Here is a 15,303-nt window from a genome sequence, read left to right as displayed (position 1 = left end):
TTTGTCGGGTGATCCGGACAATAGCGCACCGTCCAATGCCTTGGCGTTTGATGCAAGCGCGGGTGTCACCGGACCGCGCCGCGGGTCCGCAAGGCTGCCACGTCGTCATCGGTGTAGCCGAGGGTCGCGAGGATGGCGCTGGTATCCGCACCGAGTGTGGGAGCAGCCTTGTCCGGATGTTCGACGCCGCCCGCGCGGATCGAGGAAGCGATGCCGGGCAGGGGGCCGTGTTCGGGATGCTGGAAATCGATGATCCGCTTCGATTCCGCGAGAAACGGATTGTCGAGCGCCTGCTGAACGTCGAGCACTGGCGCGGCCGGCACGCGTCCTTCGAACAGCTGCATCCAGTCCGCGGTGGTGCGGGTCGACAGCACCGCATCGAGATCCGCGTTGAACGCCGGACGGTTCTCCAGCCGGGCGGCGAAGGTCGCGTAGCGCGGATCGGTCGCCCATTCGGGACGCTCGATCAGCCCGCACAGAACCTCGAAGAACTTCTCCTTGTTGCACATCACGAAGATCCAGCCGTCGCTGGTCGTGTAGAGCTGGCTGGGGGTGAGTGAGGGATGGCTCGATCGCGACGTGCGTTCGACGGTGACGCCGCCGTTGAGATACCATTCGGCGACATAGTTGAGGTTGCCGAGCGCGACGTCGAACAGGCTGACGTCGAGATCGCGGCCGATCCCGCTGCCGCGCGCCGAGACGACGCCGGCCAGGATCGCGAGCGCAGCGGTGGTGCCGGTCATGAAGTCGACGATCGACAGCCCGAAGCGTGCGGGCGGCGTTCCCGGCTCGCCGGTGAGCGACAGATAGCCGGCCTCGGCCTGCATCAGATAGTCATAGCCTGGCCATGCCGCGCGGCTGCCGGTACGACCATAGGCGGAGAGGTGGACGCAGGCGATCGCGGGGTTGAACTGCGACAGTGCGGCATAGTCGAGCCCGAGCTTTGCCGGCAGGTCGCCGCGCAAATTGTTGAACACCACGTCCGACTCCGCGACGAGCTTCTCGAGCACCGCGCGCCCGTCCGCGCTCTTCAGGTCGAGGCCGATGCTGCGCTTGTTGCGGTTGAGCGATTCGTAGAAATGGCTGTCGCCCGGTGCGAAGAAATACGGGCCGACATGCCGACCGATATCCCCGCCGTCCTTGTGATTCTCGATCTTGATGACCTCGGCGCCGAGATCGGCGAGCTGCTGCGTACCGAACGGCCCGGCGCCATATTGTTCGACCGCGACGATGCGGAGGCCGGCGAGTGGTTGATTAGGCGCTGGCTGGCTCATGCCGGGTTCCGCGCGATGATCTGCTTGGCGATGATGATACGTTGCAGTTCGTTGGTGCCTTCGCCGATCGTCAGCAACGGTGCATCGCGGTAAAGCCGCTCGACATTATATTCCTTCGAATAGCCGTAGCCGCCGAAGATCCGCATCGCCTCGATCGCGTTCTCCAGGCCGGCTTCGGTCGCGAAATACTTGGCCATGCCGGCTTCCATGTCGCAGCGCTCGCCGCGGTCATACGCCTTGGCGGCGGCTTCGGTGAGTAGCCGCGCGGCGTAGGTGCGCGTCGTCATCTCGCCGAGTTTCAGCTGGATCGCCTGATGCTCGCAGATCGGCTTGCCGAACGTCTTGCGCGTCTGCGCATAGGCGACCGCCTCGTCGAGTGCTGCCTGCGCGATGCCGACGCCGCGCGCGGCGACGTTGATGCGGCCGAGTTCGAGCCCGCCCAGCACCTGCTTCAGGCCGACGCCCTCGATCCCGCCGATCAGCCGATCGACCGGCACGCGGTACCCGTCGAAAGTCAGCGCGTTGCTGTCGATGCCCTTGTAGCCAAGCTTCTCCAGCTTCTTCGACACGATGAAGCCGTCACCCTTCTCGGCGATCAGCAGGCTCATGCCCTTGTGGCGTGGCTCGGCGGCCGTGTCGGTCTTGACCAGCAACAGGATGGTGTTGCCCGAGCCCGAATTGGTGATCCACATCTTGCTGCCGTTGACGACATAGTCGTCGCCATCGCGCACCGCGGTGGTGCGGATCGCCTGAAGGTCGGTGCCCGCGTCGGGCTCGGTCAGGCCGATGCCGCCGCGCAGTTCGCCGGTCGCGAATTTGGGCAGATAATGATCCTTCTGCGCCTCGGTACCGCAGCGCTGGACCGTCATCGCCATGATCATGTGGCTGTTGATGATCCCTGCGACCGACATCCACACGGTCGAGATCTTCTCGATGATCCGCGCATAGGTCAGCGTCGAGACGCCGAACCCGCCGAATTCGGGTGCGATCATGAGCCCGAACAGGCCCATTTCCTTCATCGTGTCGACGATCTTCTGCGGATATTCGTCGTCATGTTCGAGCTGGTGAACGAACGGCTTCACATCGGTTTCGAGGAACTTGTCGATGGAATCGAGGATCATGATCTCTTCGTCGGTCATCGCGCCATCGGCGGCGATCGCGTTTGCCAGGGTCATGCGGATACTCCTTGAGGGGCAGTGGCGCCGGCGAGGATGTCGCCGAGCGCGGAAGCGGGGTGCAGGTGCAGGTCGAGCACGGCGGCGCGGATATGCGCCGCGCGGGTCGCGTCGACCGTGCAAGCGGCGTTCTCGAAATATTTGGCGTCGATGTCGGCGTTGCTGAGCGGCCGGTCGGATGCACCGCGGTTGATCGCCTCGCGGTGACGCAGCATGCGGCCGTCTCGGGTTTCGACCATGACTTCGCCGGTGAAATGCTTGGGATAATCGCTGTCGGGGTCGACTGCGTATGAGACGCGGGCGGCTAGATCGAGCACCGCCGGATCGTTCAGTGCTGCCGGATCGAGCGAATCGAGCGTGAACTTGCCCATCAGCAGCGCGGTCGCGACCGTGTAGGGAATCGAGAATTGCGCGTCGTAGCCGGTGTGTGGCGTCCGCTTGGGAGCGACCGGCTCGCAGACGATCGGGATGACTGCCTCGGGCACCAGCACGATGACCTTGGCGATATCGGCAGCGGTCAATTCGTATTCCGCACGCAGCGCGATCGCCGCATCGATCGCGGCATGCGTCATGTGGCACGCGGGTAGCGGCTTTACCGACACCGCCTCGATCTCCCAGGTCTCCCCAAGCGCTTCGGCCGCCTGCGCGAGCAGGGCAGGGGCGGCGTCGCGAAGATACAGGGCAAAAAGACCGAAGCGCCCTTCATACGTAGCCGGCGGTCCGACGAAGCCGCGCTTGGCAAGCGTCGCCGCGGTCAGTGCCGAACTCGCTGCCCAGCCGGGGTGCAAGCGCTTGGTCCACGCACCGTCGGCCAGGAACTCCAGACTCCCGCCGGCCATCGACAACACGATCCCCTGCGCCATCGCGATCTGCTGCGCGTCGAGTCCGAGCAACCTGCCGGCCGCGAGTGTCGATCCGAACGCACCGATCAATCCGGTCGGGTGAAAGCCGAAGCCGTGAAACCCGCCCGCGCCGACGGCCGCGACCCGAGTCGAAACCTCCATCGCTGCGATATAGGCGACAAGCAGGTCGCCGCCCGATGCGCCGGCTTTGTCCGCCGCGACCAGCGCAGTCGGAAAGGCGCTGACGGTCGCATGGATGATCCCGCGTGAATGCGTGTCGTCATAGTCGAGGCCGTGCGTAACGACCCCGTTCATCAGCGCCGCGTCTCGCATCGCCAGCGTTCGGCCATAGCCGAGCACCGGCGCTGTTCCGCTGCCGAGGTCGCCCGCGGCGGCGAAAGTCGCCTCGGCCCATTTTGCGCCGACTGCCGCTAGGCCCGTGCCGACCGAGTCGAGGATCAGGTGGCGTGCGCGCTCCTTGACCCGCTCGGGAATGGCATCGATCGTCAGGCCGGTCGCGAAATCGGCGAAGGTTTGCGAGAGCGTCACTTGGCGGCTCCCCCAAGGACCAGCGAATCGTCGGCGACGTCGTCGAGCGACTGACCGGTGGTCTCGATGTTCAAAAGACCGACGGCGGCGATCATGCAGGCGAGCACCACGCCGACCATGCCGAGCACGCCCTCCAGCCCGAAGCGCTCAAACAGCGCGACGGTGGCATAGGGCGTGACCATCGACGCGGCCCGTCCGCACATGCCCGCGAAACCGGTGCCACGCAGCCGATAGGCGGTCGGGAACAGCTCGGGGATGTAGGCGAACAGCGCCAGCGTCACGAGCGTGTAGATGCTCGACACGAGCAGGAAGCCCGTTAGCGGCACCATCAGGTCACCGTGCGCATTGGGATATAGGAAGCCGAAGATCATGATCGCGACGGCCGCGGCGATCAGCGAGGCGCGGCGCGAGATGCGGTCGGCGATACCGATCGCGACGATCGCACCGAACACGCTGCCGAACGACATTAGCGTCGTGTACCAGAGCGAGGTGACGATGCCGGTGCCGTGGCTGACCAGGAAGGTCGGCAGCCAAGCGACGAAGCCGTAGACCGAGACGTTGACCGCGATCGCGGCGAGCGTCGCGGCGATCAGGCGGCGGCGCAGTTTGGAGCCGAAGAGCGCGCTGAGCGGTGCGTGGACCTTTGGTACGATGCGGACTTCGGGGACGGCGGCGAGGGGGCCCTTGTGCTTGACGACGTCGGCTTCGATCTCGCGAAGCGTCGCCTCTGCCTCCTCGTTGCGGCCGACCGATTCCAGCCACCGCGGCGATTCCGGCATCTTCTTGCGCATCACCCAGACAATCAGCGCAAGGATGCCGCCGATCGCGAACATGTAGCGCCAGCCGAGCGTTGGAATGACGATATAGCCGACCGAGGTCGCGACCAGCAGTCCCGAATTGACGACCATGCCCATGATCGACACCCAGCGACCGCGATAGGCCGGCGGGATGAACTCGCCGAGCGTGCCCGCTGCGACCACCAGCTCGGCGCCGAGGCCGATGCCCATGATGAAGCGGCAGACGATCAGGAACGTCATGTTGGGCGAGAAGATCGCCGCGATCGAGGCCAGACCGAACAGCGCGAGGTTGAACTGGTAAGAGGCGCGACGTCCGAAGCGATCGCCGACATAGCCGGCCATGCCTGCGCCGATCATCATGCCGAGGAAGGTCATCGACATGAACACCGCAGCCTGCGCCAGCGTCGAGAAGCCCTCGGCCTTCAGCGCGGCGATGACACCCCCGGCGAGATACACGTCGAACGCGTCTAGGAATGCGCCCGCGCTGATCAGCCCCAGGATGCGCCAGTGGAATCGGGAGATAGGCAGACGGTCCAGCCTGGCTCCGGCGTTGACGGCGATGGTATCGGCCATGGGGCTACCTCTCTTCGTAATGACGACGGGCCGGGTCTTCTTTTGTCGAAGCTCTCGCAGGCCGCGCTGGGGGCGTCCGGTCACCAACGGCGACCGGTTAGTCGATCAGTCGGGCTATTTGTCGTCGGGAGATTCGCCGCGCTTGTAGACCAGCGAGTTGCGCGTGAACTCCATGATCTGCTTGGCGTCCTGATTGAACGCCCGAGTGCGGGTGGTGACGATCCCCTGCGTCGGGCGCGACTTGGACTCGCGGATTTCGAGTACTTCGGTTTCCGCGGTCAGCGTGTCGCCGCCGAACACCGGGTGCGTCAGCTTGATCTCGGTCCAGCCGAGATTGGCGGGGGACTTGCCGCTCACGTCGTTGACGGTCATGCCGAGCACGATCGCCAGGGTCAGCCCGCTATTCACCAGCAGCCGCCCGAACTCGCTCTTGGCGGCATATTGCGCGTCGCAATGCATCGGGTGCGAATTCATCGTCATCAACGAGAACTGGATATTGTCCGCGTCGGTTATCGTCCGCCCGGGGCGATGCTCGTAAATGTCGCCCACGACGAAATCCTCGAGATACCGGCCATAGCTCGCGCGGTAGCGTTGCTCGCCAACTTTGATAGCCGAAAGGCTCATACATCCTCCTTATCGCTTTGTACGGACATTATCGAACTTATGGTACGCTGGCAAGGTGAAGCCGACGTCGACGGTCAGAACGCCACTTCGGCCCGTGCCGCGAACGTGTCGCCGCTATCGCGCCCGATGAAACCGCCGGTCCGGTTGTCGGTACGGAAATGGGTATAGTCCGCCATGAACCGGAAATTGTTGGTTAGGGACCAGTTCAGGCCGACCGTACCTGCCGTCCCGGTGCCGCCGAGCGGGAGGCTCGAACTGTCGAGATCCTCGTAGCGTACCACCGCCTCCAGCGCCCCCCATCCGCCATCGAGCACCGAGTTCAGCACGTTCGGCGCGACATAGGTGCCGCTGCGCGAGGCATAGGTCGGCGTCTCGCCGGTGATCCAGAAGCCGCCATTGACCGACAAGGCCTTGATCTTGCCGCTACGGAAGGTCGAGGTCGGGCCGCCATGCACGGTCCGCTGACCATATTCGCCGAACGCGTAGAATGGCCCGAGCGTGCCGCCGAGTTCGAGGCCGAACGCCTTTGATCCGTCCGCGCCAGCCAGCGCCGCGGACTCGACACGGACGCTGTTGTTGAGCGCGCCCGCCATGCCTTGCGCGAACGTGGTCGGCAGCGTCGTATCGGGGATGTTCTCGCTGTACGCCCAACCGCCGATGTGGATCAGGCCATGCTTGGTGAGGATCGGGTTCCAGTGCGCGCGGCCCAGCAGCATGCGGTTGTCGCTACGCGTGAAATCGCTGTCGATCGCATCGCCGTGAACGCCAAGGCTCGCATGCCAGTTCTTGCCACCCGCACGGCCGACCGCGCCCATCAGGAAGACCTTGCCGCCCTGCGTCGCGAGCGCGGTGGTGTTGATGTTGGTGGTGATGAAGGGATTGGCGGTCGACGCGGTGCCGATGTCGATGCCGCGATCGGTGATGAGATTGCCGAACCGGACATCGGCGTCGGTCTTGCCGAACTTCTGGCGGTAACCGACAAACGCCTGCACGACCTCGGTCGCGTTACGCCGGAAATCGGTCTCGAACTGATAGAAGAGGTGATCGCCGATCGTGCCAATCGCGCCGACGCGAAACTGGCGCAGCGTCGAGACGGTGATGTTGCGACGGTCGAAATCCGACCCCCCGGTCGAGGAGATATCCGCCAACAACCGCCCGCGCATCTTGAACGTGAACTTTCCGTCGCGGCTGCTGAACACGGGGGCCCCCCGGCTCCAGTCGACCGCGAGATCGGCGGGCAGCGCGACCCCGCCGGCATTGACGACCTGCGGGTTGCCGACCGGCACGGGGGCGATCTTCGCGCCGGGGTCGGCCGTCTGGTTGGCGACCTGCACGCGGGTCGGGGCCGCTGACGGGGGTGCTGGCACAGGCGCTGCCAGTTGCGGGGCTGTTGATGGCGCAGCGGCCGGAGGTGGGGCATTCGCGGCAAGCGCACGGCCGGCTTTCGCCTTGGCATTGGCGATCAGCGTATCGGCGCGCTCGCGGCTGACCAGCTTGTTCTCGACCATCTCGTCGATCAGCGCCAGCATCGTCTGGTACGATGGATCGGTATCGAGCGGCGACGCCGTCTGCGCCTGCGCTGCCGATGGCAGCACGGCTAGCAACGCGCACAGCGATACGGCGTACGAATGACGCATACAGACATCCTCATCGATTGGGATCGTCCGTCTTGCGCGGCGCGACATCCTGGAACCAGCTTCCCTGGCGTAATATGATCCTAATGTCCGTACAAACGCGCTGTCAACATGGTTTTGCGCGGCGACCCGATCCGGGGTGCACCGATCAGGGCATATGCGGGATCGTCGTACGTGGCGCGAGATCGGGCCGCATCCGGATCAATCCCTCCTGCGTGACATGCGCGATCGCTCGCCCGTCGCGGCCATGGAAGACACCGCGCGCGATGCCGCGGCCATGTCCCGACCACGCGCTTTCGCTGGTATAGAGCAGCCAATCGTCCAGCGGCACGTCGTCGTGGAACCACATCGCATGATCGAGACTCGCGGTCTGCATGCTGTGCTCGAACATGTTGACGCCGTGCGGGATCAGCGACGCACTGAGCAGCGCATAATCGGACAGATAGGCGAGCACGCCGCGGCGCACGACGGGATCGGTTGGCACGCTTCCCCGAAACCGGATCCAGACATGGGATACGGGCGTGCCGGGCTCGGTCTGGAGGAACGCGGGCACGCCGCAGGGCCGGATATCGAAGGCGGACGGCTGGCCGAGGAATGCGACGGCTTGCGCGGAGATACCCGCATAGTCGCCAGCGAGGATGTCGAGCGAGCGCAGTTCCTCTGGCGGGGGAAGGTCGGGCATCGCGGTCGCATGCTCCAGGCCGGCTTCCGGGCGCTGGAACGATGCGGCCAGCGTCAGGATCGTCGCGCCGTTCTGGCTTGCGGTGACGCGGCGGTTCGCGAACGACTTGCCGTCGAAATCGCGCTCTACCCGGAAGATGATCGGTCGCGTCTCGGTGCCGGCGCGCAGGAAATAGGCGTGCATACTGTGCGCCACGGCGGGTGCGTCGACCGAACGCTGCGCCGCCATCAGCGCCTGCGCCACGACCTGACCGCCGAAGACGCGCGCGGTTGCGCCGGGTCGCTGGGGTCCGCGGAACAGGTCGGTATCGAGCGGTTCGAGGTCGAGCAGCGCGACCAGTTCGGTGGCGAGGTCGGGCGTCGATAAGGTTTCGGTCATCGCCGCCCGTACCGCGCGCGGGGCCAGTGGCAAAGTCGCGCGGTCAGCTTTGTTCGGCAGCGAGCACCTTGGTCGGGGCGATTTCGTCGACGCGACCGGCAAGGTCGAGCAGGTCGCGGTGAAGCCGACCCGCGGCGAAGGCGAGCCCGAATACGCGGCCCGATGCGTCGAAATCCAGGGTCGCCGCGGCCTCGCTCCGTCGGAACAGATCGAGCGCGGTACCGAACATCCGATAACAGGCCTCGACGTCGCCCCGATCGACCTTGCCCCGCGTGCGCAGCGCCTCCGAACACCGGGTCGCCAGCGCGGCATGCGCGGTCAGCATCGCCGCCGATGGCTTGGCGAGCGCTGTCATCGCCGCCGGGGGCAGCGGCTCGTCGAGTGCGCGGCCGCTCAGCACCAAATCGTTGCGGATCCGCCAGAGCGTGCGCGGTACGGCGGCGGGGATACCGTGATCGGCGAGACGCGAGGCGCGTTCGCGGTCGGCGTCCTTCATCGCCAGCTCCACCGCGGCGAGCGCATGACGCAGCGCGGCGTGTTCGGGGGACGATGGCAGCGCCAGCCCGGTGGTCAACGCGTCGGCCTGCGCCCGCAGCATCCGTTCGATATGGCTCAGCACGGCAAGCGTCCGCGCGATCACCACGCCGTGCGAGCGTGCCGGCAGGATCAGCATCGCCGCCAGCACACCGATCATGCCGCCCAGGCCGATCTCGATGATGCGATCCCGGACGAAGATCTCCACCGAAGAGCCCGGCGGCGCGCTGAGCAGCATGATTGCCGCGGTGACCGGCGCGATCCGCAGCCGCGGTCGGAGCGACGCGACGAGCGCGGCGATGCCGGTAACGGTAACGAGTACCACCCCGAGTTCGAGCGTATCGGTTCGTCCGAGTGCCGCGCCGATCCCGCCCAGCACTGCGCCCAGCAAGGTCCCCAGCAACCGATCGGTCGCTGCGCCGAGCGTCCCCCCGATCGATGCCTGCATCACGATCAGCACGGTGAACACCGCCCAATAGCCTTCGTGCAGGCCGAGCGTCTTGTACGCCGCAAACGCCGCCGCCGTCCCGGCGATGACACGGACCGTCTGACGCAGGCTGTCCGCATTCGCCTTGATCAACGCGCTTGGTCGGAGTTCCAATGTCAGCGCTTTTCCCTCAACTATCTGTAAATCAGTCCGTCGGCGGTAACGCTCGCACCTGCGATCGTAAATCGCCATGATTGGCGTAGCTACACTTCGGTTGGCTGATATCGTCGCCCTCCTGGCGTGGTCTTTGCCCTAGCCTTACGCTCGCGCAGGACGCCTTAGGATCTGATTCTCGGAAGATCGGCCATGCCGCATCACTCCCCCTCCATCTGACGAGATAACTTACCAATCGGATGAATTTTGGGGAGCAGGTCAAGGGAGATCACTGCACCAGATGTACGTCGCTGGCCCGCGCAAGCTGCTCTGTACCGCTGGCGTGATTGAAAACTCAAGTTAGCGGCGAACCTGAACGGATGTCGGAAGCTGGAACGGCAGAGGCCACATCGGGATGACCGAATGTTGGTCTTGGCAGCCCTGCGATGCCCAACGCTTCCGCCCACAATCGGAGGCTCAGGCTGGCGATCCGGGCGCCAAATAACGGCCATTCGTTCAGCGCGATCTTTCCCGTTTCTCCGTCTCCGATTGGCCATCTTGGGAAAGGCCAATCGGGAACGGATCTTGGGACGTAAGCTGCCCTAAGCTGTCTGCGTGATCGCCGGGGCGGCTGTCCCACTCTAGGTTCGTCTTTGGGAAGGTCTCTACAGCTACCCCGCCTACATCATTTTTCTTATTGCACCCCTCGCAGATCGGCATCGATCAGGGCCGCAACGTCAGTGACGGGAAGACCCTGCCGATCATTGAACGTGCCTGCCTTCGGCCAGGACACACCGCGACCGATCGCGAAGGCGGCGCGGTATTTGCGCATCATGTTTTTCGGATCGTTCGCAAGCTCATCCATCAGGAAAGGCACGGTCCAAACCGACCGCTTGAAGGCCCGGCCCAGTGCCACCTCCAACTTGTCTGCGACCTCACCATAACTGACGGTGTCACCGGCCAGGAAGACGATCTCGTTGCGGATCGTCGGCTCGAAGAATACGATCTCGGCGGTCAGCACGCCGATGTCATCCGGCGTCGTCAGCGTCACAGCAGTATCAAGGCTGCCGAGCGCGTTAACTTCGCTATTTTCTAGATCGACGACACCAAAGTCCGGCTCGAACAGGTAGCTCATGAACATGCCCGTGGAGATGATGACCCACTTGGTCTTGTCCTGCGAGCGCAGCAGCTCGCGCACGTCGAGCTGCGCATCGAAGATGTCCTGCGGCCCGCCGCGGCCGATCGCCTCGAAGTCGACGCCGAACTGCCAAGGGAAATAGCGCGGGACGCCGGATTGCAGCGCCGCCTTGGCGAGCTTCATCGGCGTGTTAATCCCCGCTGCGTAGCCTGCGCAGCCGATCACCGTATCGTAGTCCGAGAAAAGCGATGCTAGCTCATCGATCGTGTCGTTCACTAGGTCGCCCAGTACGATCTCGATCCCGGCTTCGCGGACTTCGGCGATGTCACGCTGCTTGGAGGGATCGCCCGACTCCACGGCACTCTCGCGGAGAAGGACACTGATCCTGGCACCGTCGATGCCCTTGGCGCGACGCGCCAGATTGCGGAGGACGGGCATGCCAAGCTCGCCGGCACCCAGAACGAGGATATTGCGTGATTTCACATTGGAGACTGTATCGTTCATCGTTCTAACTCGTTTCACCGTGGATGCCGGTGATCTGGCAAGCCACGGGCAAGCGTGAAAGATGGGTACATGCGTGATACTGCCGTTCAATCTCTAAGCGAGGAGGACATCCTCCGATATTCGCAAACGGTTTGCGATGGCCTCCGGGACGATGACGACGGGGTGCGCCGTGAGGTGTTGGCCCATGCCGGTAACCGCTGGTCGCTTGGTGTCATCCATACGCTCGGTGTGTACGGCCAGCTTCGCCACGCGGAAATCGGCCGACGGATGCACGGTATTACGCAGCGGATGCTGACGCGCACGCTGCGCCATCTGGAGCGCGATGGATTGGTGGCGCGTCACGACTTCGAGGAGGTGGTTCCTCATGTAGAATATGCTCTATCCGAAACCGGTTTGAAGCTACTGGTCATGATGGTCCCCCTGTGGACGTGGATCGTCGAAAACGTCGACAGCTTTCGCGCATCACGAGAGTTGTTTGACCGGGAACACGCGGGAGAAGAACCCTGAAGGCGACATCGGCTTACAGGCTTAGCTTTCCAGAAATACCATCGTCTTTGGAAAAAGACCGCGCCCCGCTCTGTCTGCTATTGCAATAAACCGCCCCGTAAGCCGCGCGTCCGCTTTCCTCCCATTCACGACATCCATGACGGACGATCATTCGCTAAGCTCAGTCAGCGCGGGGACGAACGAATGTCTGCCGTTGAGAAGTGGGAAGCGCAGGGGCATCAGGGGTATGTCTTGTCAAATTAGGTTCGATTCCACGGCATCAGGCGGCACCGAGCCGCAGGGCGAGCGCGGCGAGCGTTACCAGCAGCACCGGGATCGTTAAGGTTGCCCCGATCCTGAAATAATAGCCCCAGCCGATGCGGATGCCCTTCTGCTCGAGCACGTGCAGCCACAGCAATGTGGCGAGCGAGCCGATCGGCGTGATCTTGGGGCCGAGGTCACAGCCGATCACGTTGGCGTAGATCATGGCGTCCTTGATCGCGCCCGTGGCGTGGGTCGCGTCGATCGACAGCGCGCCGACGAGCACGGTCGGCATGTTGTTCATGACCGACGACAGCAGCGCGGCGATGATGCCGGTGCCGAACGCCGCGCCCCACACACCGCCCTGGGCGGTGCGGTCGAGCAGACCGGCGAGGTGGTCGGTCAGGCCGGCGTTCCGCAGGCCGTAGACGACAAGGTACATGCCGAGCGAGAAGATCACGACCTGCCACGGCGCGCCGCGCAGCACCTTGCGCGTCTCGATGACGCGGCCGCGCCGGGCGACGACGAGCAGCAGCACCGCGCCGGCAGCGGCGACTGCACTGACCGGTATGCCGACAGGTTCGAGAAGGAAAAAGCCCGCCAGAAGGGCCGCAAGTACGACCCAACCGGCCCGGAATGTCGCCCGATCGCGGACGGCGTCGGCCGGCGCGCGGAGCTGCGCCACGTCGTAGTTTGCTGGGACGTCACGGCGGAAGTACAGCAGCAGCACGATCAGCGTCGCACCGATCGACGCGAGGTCGACCGGCACCATCACCGACGCATAGTCGGCGAACCCGATGCCGAAGAAGTCGGCCGACACGATGTTGACCAGGTTGGAGACGATCAGCGGCAGGCTTGCCGTGTCGGCGACGAAACCGGCCGCCATGACGAACGCCAGCGTCGCCCTGTCGCGGTAGCCGAGCGCCCGCAGCATGGCGATGACGATCGGGGTCAGGATCAGCGCCGCGCCGTCGTTCGCGAACAGCGCCGACACGGCCGCGCCGAGAAGGACAATCAGGACGAATAGCCTATGGCCATGTCCTCCCGCCCAGCGAGCGACGTGCAGCGCCGCCCATTCGAAGAAGCCGGCCTCGTCCAACAGCAGGCTGACGATGATGATGGCGACGAACGTCGCGGTCGCGTTCCAGACGATACCCCACACCACCGGGACGTCGTAGAGCGAGACCACCCCGACGAGCAGCGCCACGACCGCACCACCCAGCGCGCTCCACCCGATACCGAGCCCCTTGGGCTGCCAGATGACGAGCGTGATCGTGGCGACGAAGATGGCGAGCGCGAGCAGCATCAAGCGATGCGCTGACCCGAGGCGTCCACCACCGCTTCACCGTCTTCCTTGGCAAAGGCCCCCAGTTGCGGCTCGGGCAGCAGACCGAGGACCGCTTCGGACGGTCGGCACAGCTGCACGCCGAGCGGCGAGACGACCAGTGGCCGGTTGATGAGGATCGGATGCGCCATCATCGCGTCCACCAGCGCGTCGTCCGTCAGCGTCTCATCACCAAGCCCCAACTCCGCAAAGGGCGTCCCCTTCTCGCGCAGCAGTTCGCGAGGCGTCCTACCAGCGCGGTCAATCAACTGGACCAGCAAAGCGCGCGAGGGCGGGGTTTTCAGATATTCGATGACGTGCGGCTCGATGCCGGCATTGCGGATCATCGCCAACGTGTTGCGCGACGTGCCGCAGGCGGGGTTGTGGTAGATCACGATGTCGACGGCCATGACGCGTCCTTTCAGCAGCAGGGGGTGAGTTCGGCCAGAAGCGGCACGCACAGTTCGGGCGAGCCGGCGCAGCAGTCGTTGACCAGGAAGAGCGTGAGTGCGCGCAGGCCGTCCAGATCGGCGCGGTAAATGATCGACCGGCTCTGTCGCTCGGAGCGGACGATGCCAGCGCGCGCTAGGATGCCGAGATGCGCGGACATGGTGTTCTGCGGCACGTCGAGCCGGCGGGCGATTTCGCCCGCGGCCATTCCGTCCGGTTCGTGGCGCACCAGCAGCCGGAACACGTCGAGCCTTGTGCCCTGAGCGAGCGCGCCAAACGCCACGATAGCCGAATCCTTATCCATAAATCCAGCATAGCGGATATATCTGGCAGCAACACCACCAACTTCCGACATGCCGGTTTTTTAGAGTCTGCCGACCGTTTTCGATGAGGGCGAAGGCGCAGCGCATCCCAGCCATCCCGCTTGGGCGCCCAATCGGACATCCCCGTGGCAATTCATACGCGCGAGAGCGGACATGTGCTCAGCCCGATGGCGTCTGGTCGATCGTTTACAGCGGTAACCCCCGAAAAGGTCTATCGAAAGAAGACTTCGTGAAAGCGGACTAACCCGGCGGATGTCAGTGCCAAAGGCGGGCTGTCCGACAGCGGGCTCCTGCTCCGGTAAACCGGCTCAGTGGGAACTGCCAAGATTTGCGAGCCGCCCAACATGCACTATCCCTGCTGAACGGACTTGGCTGTTGATAAGCACTAGTGCTAATATCAACCGGCAGCTCAATAACGGAGACAAATATGTTTGCCGTTGCTCTTATGTTTTCCGAGGCGGTGGCCGTCGCTTCCAACCCGCTCGAATCCGGCAACGTCGTCAGGAGCGTGCGGGAATCGATATGTGAACTGCGCGCACCCTCGATTGCCGATGACGCCATTGGTCTTCTGGCCCTGCCAGCGCCGAAGCAAAAGAACGAGATGGGGGTCTTGCTCCTGGTCAATTGTTCGGACCGAAAGATCATAAGCCTGCGGGATCCAAGTCGATCACGACGGCACGTGAACGAGTTTCCGTACGACCCGCGGGTCGTGACGAAATTGCGCCATGACCCCGGGCGCTACGAGATCCTCAACTTCAACCAGAGGTCCAACAATTCCGTCGGGGACCACACGACCCATTCAAAATCGACATATTGGACGGGGCCTTGCGAATATACGGGGCTTCAACTGACAACCGCCGCCACAGGCGACGATCACAGCCGGCAAACGGTCGTCTTCGATCTCAACATCTGCAAGAACCAGATTCTCGCAATGCTCGAGCCCAACAAGGCGGTAATATCCCCGTAGGAAGACGCCAGAGAGCCGCCTGCAGAATACCACCGCGTGCCGCGATCAACGTCCTGCCCAGTACGTGGTTGGGCGAATGCCCCTCGTCAGGGCGGCTTCGCTGAAATCATAGGGAGGCGGATGCGGTGGCGCATTTAACACTCCACGCTCTGAATACGGCCAGCCGGTTTGCCGCTAATCTATCGAGAGAGTCGGCATTCCTCTTCTG

14 protein-coding genes are annotated in these 15,303 nt (G+C 64.1%); 2 read left to right on the top strand and 12 right to left on the bottom strand.

Annotation, left to right across the window (positions count from 1 at the left end; all coding sequences use genetic code 11):
* Positions 1 to 65 precede the first annotated feature (65 nt).
* The 9 genes from C8J24_RS16465 to C8J24_RS16425 all read right to left on the bottom strand — a co-directional run bounded on the left by C8J24_RS16465 (position 66) and on the right by C8J24_RS16425 (position 11,284).
* On the bottom strand, positions 66 to 1,274 hold the full coding sequence (locus tag C8J24_RS16465) for a CaiB/BaiF CoA transferase family protein (protein WP_056677748.1): 1,209 nt from the start codon (positions 1,272 to 1,274) through the stop codon (positions 66 to 68).
* Positions 1,271 to 2,449, bottom strand: a complete 1,179-nt coding sequence (locus tag C8J24_RS16460; RefSeq protein ID WP_082451436.1) for an acyl-CoA dehydrogenase family protein — start codon at positions 2,447 to 2,449, stop codon at positions 1,271 to 1,273. Before C8J24_RS16460 ends, C8J24_RS16465 begins: the two co-directional genes overlap by 4 nt.
* The gene (locus C8J24_RS16455; protein WP_107934060.1) at positions 2,446 to 3,840 is read right to left on the bottom strand and encodes an MmgE/PrpD family protein; all 1,395 of its coding nucleotides are present in this window, start codon (positions 3,838 to 3,840) and stop codon (positions 2,446 to 2,448) included. The genes C8J24_RS16460 and C8J24_RS16455 overlap by 4 nt, the downstream gene beginning before the upstream one ends.
* Positions 3,837 to 5,210, bottom strand: a complete 1,374-nt coding sequence (locus C8J24_RS16450) for an MFS transporter (RefSeq protein ID WP_107934058.1) — start codon at positions 5,208 to 5,210, stop codon at positions 3,837 to 3,839. Before C8J24_RS16450 ends, C8J24_RS16455 begins: the two co-directional genes overlap by 4 nt.
* A gap of 114 nt (positions 5,211 to 5,324) precedes the next feature.
* Complete coding sequence (locus tag C8J24_RS16445; protein WP_031441432.1) at positions 5,325 to 5,834, bottom strand: MaoC family dehydratase; 510 nt, start codon at positions 5,832 to 5,834, stop codon at positions 5,325 to 5,327.
* 74 nt (positions 5,835 to 5,908) lie between these two features.
* Positions 5,909 to 7,471 carry an OprO/OprP family phosphate-selective porin gene (locus C8J24_RS16440; RefSeq protein WP_167396794.1) on the bottom strand — a complete coding sequence of 521 codons (1,563 nt, stop codon included), beginning with the start codon at positions 7,469 to 7,471 and terminating at the stop codon, positions 5,909 to 5,911.
* Between the two features lie 145 nt (positions 7,472 to 7,616).
* Positions 7,617 to 8,528 carry an acyl-CoA thioesterase gene (locus C8J24_RS16435; protein ID WP_107934054.1) on the bottom strand — a complete coding sequence of 304 codons (912 nt, stop codon included), beginning with the start codon at positions 8,526 to 8,528 and terminating at the stop codon, positions 7,617 to 7,619.
* A 43-nt stretch (positions 8,529 to 8,571) separates the two neighbouring features.
* Positions 8,572 to 9,663, bottom strand: coding sequence for an FUSC family protein (locus C8J24_RS16430; RefSeq protein ID WP_208620979.1), 1,092 nt, complete (start codon positions 9,661 to 9,663; stop codon positions 8,572 to 8,574).
* A 673-nt stretch (positions 9,664 to 10,336) separates the two neighbouring features.
* Entirely contained in the window at positions 10,337 to 11,284 is a 948-nt protein-coding gene (locus C8J24_RS16425) for an aromatic alcohol reductase (protein WP_031441428.1), read from the bottom strand.
* Between the two features lie 69 nt (positions 11,285 to 11,353).
* Here C8J24_RS16425 and C8J24_RS16420 point away from each other — a divergent pair, with 69 nt between their 5' ends.
* Positions 11,354 to 11,791, top strand: a complete 438-nt coding sequence (locus C8J24_RS16420) for a winged helix-turn-helix transcriptional regulator (RefSeq protein ID WP_107934050.1) — start codon at positions 11,354 to 11,356, stop codon at positions 11,789 to 11,791.
* Between the two features lie 259 nt (positions 11,792 to 12,050).
* Here the strand turns inward: C8J24_RS16420 and C8J24_RS16415 are convergent, their stop codons facing one another.
* Genes C8J24_RS16415 through C8J24_RS16405 form a run of 3 tightly spaced genes read right to left on the bottom strand, consistent with a single transcriptional unit; the run spans position 12,051 to position 14,109 of the window.
* Positions 12,051 to 13,337, bottom strand: coding sequence for an arsenic transporter (locus C8J24_RS16415; RefSeq protein WP_107934048.1), 1,287 nt, complete (start codon positions 13,335 to 13,337; stop codon positions 12,051 to 12,053).
* The gene (arsC, locus tag C8J24_RS16410) at positions 13,337 to 13,765 is read right to left on the bottom strand and encodes an arsenate reductase (glutaredoxin) (protein ID WP_107934046.1); all 429 of its coding nucleotides are present in this window, start codon (positions 13,763 to 13,765) and stop codon (positions 13,337 to 13,339) included. Before arsC ends, C8J24_RS16415 begins: the two co-directional genes overlap by 1 nt.
* Positions 13,766 to 13,776: 11 nt before the next feature.
* Complete coding sequence (locus tag C8J24_RS16405; protein ID WP_107934044.1) at positions 13,777 to 14,109, bottom strand: ArsR/SmtB family transcription factor; 333 nt, start codon at positions 14,107 to 14,109, stop codon at positions 13,777 to 13,779.
* Positions 14,110 to 14,555: 446 nt separating this feature from the next.
* Here C8J24_RS16405 and C8J24_RS16400 point away from each other — a divergent pair, with 446 nt between their 5' ends.
* Positions 14,556 to 15,095, top strand: coding sequence for a hypothetical protein (locus C8J24_RS16400; protein WP_107934042.1), 540 nt, complete (start codon positions 14,556 to 14,558; stop codon positions 15,093 to 15,095).
* The last annotated feature ends 208 nt before the right edge of the window (positions 15,096 to 15,303 follow it).

It is taken from the genome of Sphingomonas aerolata (assembly GCF_003046295.1).
Lineage (GTDB): Bacteria > Pseudomonadota > Alphaproteobacteria > Sphingomonadales > Sphingomonadaceae > Sphingomonas > Sphingomonas aerolata.
The sequence above is the reverse complement of the archived record's forward strand: the minus strand, read 5'-3'. Positions and strand labels throughout refer to the sequence as shown.

What these genes read in the sequence shown, in the direction of transcription:
- C8J24_RS16435 (WP_107934054.1), bottom strand. Translation starts at nt 8,528, where the DNA reads ATGACCGAAACCTTATCGACGCCCGACCTCGCCACCGAACTGGTCGCG.
- C8J24_RS16450 (WP_107934058.1), bottom strand. Translation starts at nt 5,210, where the DNA reads ATGGCCGATACCATCGCCGTCAACGCCGGAGCCAGGCTGGACCGTCTG.
- C8J24_RS16420 (WP_107934050.1), top strand. Translation starts at nt 11,354, where the DNA reads ATGCGTGATACTGCCGTTCAATCTCTAAGCGAGGAGGACATCCTCCGA.
- arsC (WP_107934046.1), bottom strand. Translation starts at nt 13,765, where the DNA reads ATGGCCGTCGACATCGTGATCTACCACAACCCCGCCTGCGGCACGTCG.
- C8J24_RS16465 (WP_056677748.1), bottom strand. Translation starts at nt 1,274, where the DNA reads ATGAGCCAGCCAGCGCCTAATCAACCACTCGCCGGCCTCCGCATCGTC.
- C8J24_RS16405 (WP_107934044.1), bottom strand. Translation starts at nt 14,109, where the DNA reads ATGGATAAGGATTCGGCTATCGTGGCGTTTGGCGCGCTCGCTCAGGGC.
- C8J24_RS16400 (WP_107934042.1), top strand. Translation starts at nt 14,556, where the DNA reads ATGTTTGCCGTTGCTCTTATGTTTTCCGAGGCGGTGGCCGTCGCTTCC.
- C8J24_RS16445 (WP_031441432.1), bottom strand. Translation starts at nt 5,834, where the DNA reads ATGAGCCTTTCGGCTATCAAAGTTGGCGAGCAACGCTACCGCGCGAGC.
- C8J24_RS16460 (WP_082451436.1), bottom strand. Translation starts at nt 2,449, where the DNA reads ATGACCCTGGCAAACGCGATCGCCGCCGATGGCGCGATGACCGACGAA.
- C8J24_RS16425 (WP_031441428.1), bottom strand. Translation starts at nt 11,284, where the DNA reads ATGAACGATACAGTCTCCAATGTGAAATCACGCAATATCCTCGTTCTG.
- C8J24_RS16440 (WP_167396794.1), bottom strand. Translation starts at nt 7,471, where the DNA reads ATGCGTCATTCGTACGCCGTATCGCTGTGCGCGTTGCTAGCCGTGCTG.
- C8J24_RS16415 (WP_107934048.1), bottom strand. Translation starts at nt 13,337, where the DNA reads ATGCTGCTCGCGCTCGCCATCTTCGTCGCCACGATCACGCTCGTCATC.